The sequence below is a fragment of the Actinomycetospora sp. genome (assembly GCF_055612215.1).
This window is the reverse complement of the sequence record NZ_JBVPVA010000217.1, coordinates 1-4,617: the sequence shown is the minus strand read 5'-3', so window position 1 is coordinate 4,617 and position 4,617 is coordinate 1. Positions and strand designations below refer to the sequence as shown.

Here is a 4,617-nt window from a genome sequence, read left to right as displayed (position 1 = left end):
GCCGAGCGCCCCTACGGCGGCTGGTTCGACGAGGTCGTCGACGAGACCGCCGCGGCGCTCGACGACGGCGGCGTCACCACGTTCGACGAGGCCGTCCCGCAGGTGACCGTCGACCGCGGCGAGATGACCTGGTACGTCGCCCGCGAGCACCTCCCGACGCTGGCCCGCACGCTGCGCGACGACCCCGCGCTGCGCTTCGAGTTCTGCTCCGGGGTGTCCGGCGTCGACTACGGCGAGGGCATCCCGCAGCAGCTGCACTCCGTGGTCCAGCTGCTCTCGATGACCTACCGCCGGCGGCTGCGCCTCGAGGTCTGCCTGGACCTCGACGACGCGCACTGCCCGTCGCTCGTGCCGGTCTACCCGACGGCGGACTGGCACGAGCGCGAGACCTGGGACATGTTCGGCATCGTCTACGACGGCCACCCGAGCCTGACCCGGATCCTCATGCCGGACGACTGGAACGGCCACCCGCAGCGCAAGAGCTATCCGCTGGGCGGCATCCCGGTCGAGTACAAGGGCGCCGAGATCCCGCCGCCCGACCAGCGGAGGGCCTACACATGAGCACCGACGTGCCCACCACCGACACCGACCCCACCGTGTCCGACCCGTACGCCGCCTCCTCCCGCGAGACCACCGAGGGCACCGTCTACACGGTCACGGGCGGCGACTGGGACGAGCTGCTCGGCGAGAGCTCGGGCGACGAGCGCATCGTCATCAACATGGGGCCGCAGCACCCCTCGACGCACGGCGTGCTGCGCCTCGTGCTGGAGATCTCGGGCGAGACGGTGACCGACTGCCGACTGGTCATCGGCTACCTGCACACCGGCATCGAGAAGAACTGCGAGTACCGCACCTGGACCCAGGGCGTCACGTTCGTGACGCGCTGCGACTACCTCGCGCCGCTGTTCACCGAGACCGCGTACTGCCTGTCGATCGAGCGGCTGCTCGGCATCGAGGCCCCGACGCGGGCCCAGGTCATCCGGGTGCTCCTCATGGAGATCAACCGGATCGGCTCGCACCTCGTCGCCCTCGCCACCGGCGGGATGGAGCTCGGCGCGCTCACCGGCATGACGAACGGCTTCCGGGAGCGCGAGGAGGTCCTGCACCTGCTCGAGTTCCTGACCGGGCTGCGCATGAACCACGCGTTCATCCGGCCCGGCGGCGTCGTCCAGGACCTGCCCGAGGGCGCGGAGAAGCGCATCGAGGAGTTCTGCGACGTCATGGACTCGCGCCTCCCCGGCTTCCACCAGCTGCTCACCGGCAACGCCATCTGGCAGCAGCGCCTCGTCGGAATCGGCTACCTGCCCCTCGACGGGTGCCTCTCGCTCGGCGTCACCGGGCCGATCCTGCGCTCCGCGGGCCTGGCCTGGGACCTGCGCAAGGTCGACCCGTACCTGGGCTACGAGCAGTACGACTTCGAGGTCCCGACGGACACCGCCGCCGACTCGTTCGCGCGCTACAAGCTGCGCGTCGAGGAGATGCACCAGTCCCTGCGGATCATCCGGCAGGCCGTGGCCGCCCTCGAGCCCGGTCCCGTGATGGTCGAGGACGCCAAGATCGCGTGGCCGGCCAAGCTCTCGATCGGCGCGGACGGCATGGGCAACTCGCTCGACCACGTCCGCAAGATCATGGGCCAGTCGATGGAGTCGCTGATCCACCACTTCAAGCTGGTCACCGAGGGCTTCAAGGTGCCGCCGGGCCAGGCCTACGTGCCGATCGAGTCGCCGCGCGGCGAGCTCGGCGCGCACCTGGTCTCCGACGGCGGCACCCGCCCGCTGCGGGTGCACCTGCGCGAGCCCAGCTTCGTCAACCTGCAGGCCGCGCCGGCGATGTGCGAGGGCGGGATGGTCTCCGACGTCATCGCGGCCCTGGCGAGCCTCGATCCCGTGATGGGGGGCTGCGACCGATGACGTCCACGGTCAACGAGGTCGACCTGTCGATCTTCGACGGCCAGCGCGAGCGGGCCGCGGCGATCGTCGCCCGCTACCCGCACCCGCGCTCCGCGCTGCTCCCGCTCCTGCACCTCGTGCAGCACGTCGAGGGCTACGTGGGCCGGGCCGGCGTCGCCTTCTGCGCCGAGGTCCTCGACATCACCGCCGCCGAGGTCTCGGCCGTCGCGACCTTCTACACGATGTACAAGCGCGAGCCGGTCGGCGAGCACCTCGTCAGCGTCTGCACCAACACGCTCTGCGCGGCCCTGGGCGGCGACGACATCTACGCAGCGGTCCGCGAGCGCCTCGGCGGCATCGGGCACGAGGAGACCTCGGGCACCCCGGGCGAGCCCGGCAGCCTCACGATCGAGCACGCCGAGTGCCTCGCGGCCTGCGACCTCGCACCGGTGCTCACGGTCGACTACGAGTTCTTCGACCGCCAGACGGTCGACTCCGCGCTCGAGATCGTCGACGCCCTGCAGCGGGGGGAGAAGCCGCACCCGACGCGCGGGGCCCCGCTGACGGACTTCCGCCGCATCGAGCTGCTCCTCGCCGGGTTCTTCGACGAGCCGGAACTCGGGGGCGCGGCGGCCAACGCGGGGCCGAGCGCGGACGAGGCCACCCTGGCCGGCGCGCAGCTCGCCGAGGACCGCGGCTGGACCGCCCCGCCGATGCCGGACCGGGGCCCCGACCGCACCACCGAAGCCACCGAACTCCCGGGAGGCCCGTCATGACCGAGACGACCGGAGCGGGGCGGGCGGGTGAAGTCGAGGAGTACCGGCCCGACCCGCTCACCCCGGTGCTGACGCGGCGCTGGCTGCTGCCCGAGTCGTGGACGCTGCGCCACTACACCGAGCTCGGCGGCTACGAGGCGCTCGACACCGCCTTCGCCACCGCCCCGGCCGACCTGGTGAGCCTCGTCAAGGACTCCGGGCTGCGCGGCCGCGGCGGCGCGGGCTTCCCGACGGGCATGAAGTGGTCCTTCATCCCGCAGCCCAAGCCGGGCGAGGAGCCCACCGGGGCCACGAAGGACGCCCCGCAGTTCAAGCCGAAGTACCTCGTCATCAACGCCGACGAGGGCGAGCCGGGGACCTGCAAGGACACCCCGCTGATGATGGCCGACCCCCACAGCCTCATCGAGGGCTGCATCATCACCTCGTACGCGATCCGCGCGAACTTCTGCGCGATCTACGTCCGCGGCGAGATCGTCCACGCCATCCGCCGGCTGCACTGGGCGGTCAAGGAGGCCTACGACGCGGGCCACCTCGGCCGCGACATCCACGGCAGCGGCTTCGACCTCGACATCGTCGTGCACGCCGGCGCGGGCGCCTACATCTGCGGCGAGGAGACGGCGCTGCTCGACTCCCTCGAGGGCCGCCGCGGCCAGCCGCGCCTCAAGCCGCCGTTCCCCGCGACGGCGGGCCTCTACGCGGCCCCGACCGTGGTGAACAACGTCGAGACCATCGCGACGGTCCCGTCGATCGTCGCGGGCGGCACGGACTGGTTCCGGACGATGGGCCGCGAGCGCTCGCCCGGGCCGAAGATCTACTCGCTGTCCGGGCACGTGGAGAAGCCCGGCCAGTACGAGGCGCCGCTGGGGACGACGCTGCGCGAGCTCCTGGAGATGGCCGGCGGGATGAAGGACGGGATCCCGCTCAAGTTCTGGACGCCGGGCGGGTCCTCGACGCCGTTGTTCACCGACGAGCACCTCGACGTCCCGCTGGACTTCGAGGGCGCCGTCGAGGCGGGCTCCATGCTCGGCACCACCGCACTGATGATCTTCAACGAGACCGTCTCGGTCCCGTGGGCGGTCATGAAGTGGACCGAGTTCTACGAGCACGAGTCCTGCGGCAAGTGCACGCCGTGCCGCGAGGGCTGCTACTGGCTCGCCGGGATCCTGCGCCGGCTGACCGAGGGCCACGGCACCGAGGCCGACATCGACACGCTGCTCGACGTCTGCTCCAACGTGCTCGGCCGCTCGTTCTGCGCGCTCGGCGACGGGGCCGTCTCGCCGATCACCAGCGGCATCAAGTACTTCCGGCAGGAGTTCCTCGACCTCTGCGAGAAGCAGGAGCCCGCCGCCACCGACCGAGTTCTCGCCGGAGCGCACTGATGACACAGGCCCCCGAGCAGGAGGCACCCCCGGTCCCCGAGGGCCACGTCCGGCTGACGATCGACGGGACGACCGTCGACGCGCCGAAGGGCGAGCTCCTCATCCGGACCTGCGAGCGCCTCGGCATCGTCGTCCCCCGGTTCTGCGACCACCCGTTGCTGGACCCGGCCGGCGCCTGCCGCCAGTGCCTGGTCGAGGTGGAGATGGGCGGCCGGCCGATGCCGAAGCCGCAGGCCAGCTGCACGATGACCGTCGCCGACGGCATGGTCGTCAAGACCCAGCACACCTCGCCGGTGGCCGACAAGGCCCAGCAGGGCGTGATGGAGCTGCTGCTGATCAACCACCCGCTGGACTGCCCGGTCTGCGACAAGGGCGGCGAGTGCCCGCTGCAGAACCAGGCGATGTCCTCGGGGCGCGCCGAGTCGCGGTTCGTCGAGCAGAAGCGGACGTTCGCGAAGCCGCTGCCGATCTCCGACGAGGTGCTGCTCGACCGCGAGCGCTGCGTGCTCTGCCAGCGTTGCACCCGGTTCTCCGAGCAGATCGCGGGCGACGACTTCATCGAGCTGCTCGAGC

5 protein-coding genes are annotated in these 4,617 nt (G+C 71.4%); all 5 read left to right on the top strand.

Annotation, left to right across the window (positions count from 1 at the left end; genetic code table 11):
* On the top strand, positions 1-561 hold a 561-nt coding region (locus AC0CYZ_RS06115; RefSeq protein WP_472213352.1), incomplete at its 5' end, for an NADH-quinone oxidoreductase subunit C.
* Complete coding sequence (locus AC0CYZ_RS06110; protein WP_472213351.1) at positions 558-1,910, top strand: NADH-quinone oxidoreductase subunit D; 1,353 nt, start codon at positions 558-560, stop codon at positions 1,908-1,910. The genes AC0CYZ_RS06115 and AC0CYZ_RS06110, both read left to right, overlap by 4 nt.
* Positions 1,907-2,665 carry an NADH-quinone oxidoreductase subunit NuoE gene (nuoE, locus tag AC0CYZ_RS06105; RefSeq protein WP_472213349.1) on the top strand — a complete coding sequence of 253 codons (759 nt, stop codon included), beginning with the start codon at positions 1,907-1,909 and terminating at the stop codon, positions 2,663-2,665. Before AC0CYZ_RS06110 ends, nuoE begins: the two co-directional genes overlap by 4 nt.
* On the top strand, positions 2,662-4,044 hold the full coding sequence (gene nuoF, locus AC0CYZ_RS06100; protein ID WP_472213346.1) for an NADH-quinone oxidoreductase subunit NuoF: 1,383 nt from the start codon (positions 2,662-2,664) through the stop codon (positions 4,042-4,044). Before nuoE ends, nuoF begins: the two co-directional genes overlap by 4 nt.
* Positions 4,044-4,617: 2Fe-2S iron-sulfur cluster-binding protein (locus AC0CYZ_RS06095; protein WP_472213344.1), on the top strand; the 574-nt coding region annotated here is incomplete at its 3' end. The genes nuoF and AC0CYZ_RS06095, both read left to right, overlap by 1 nt.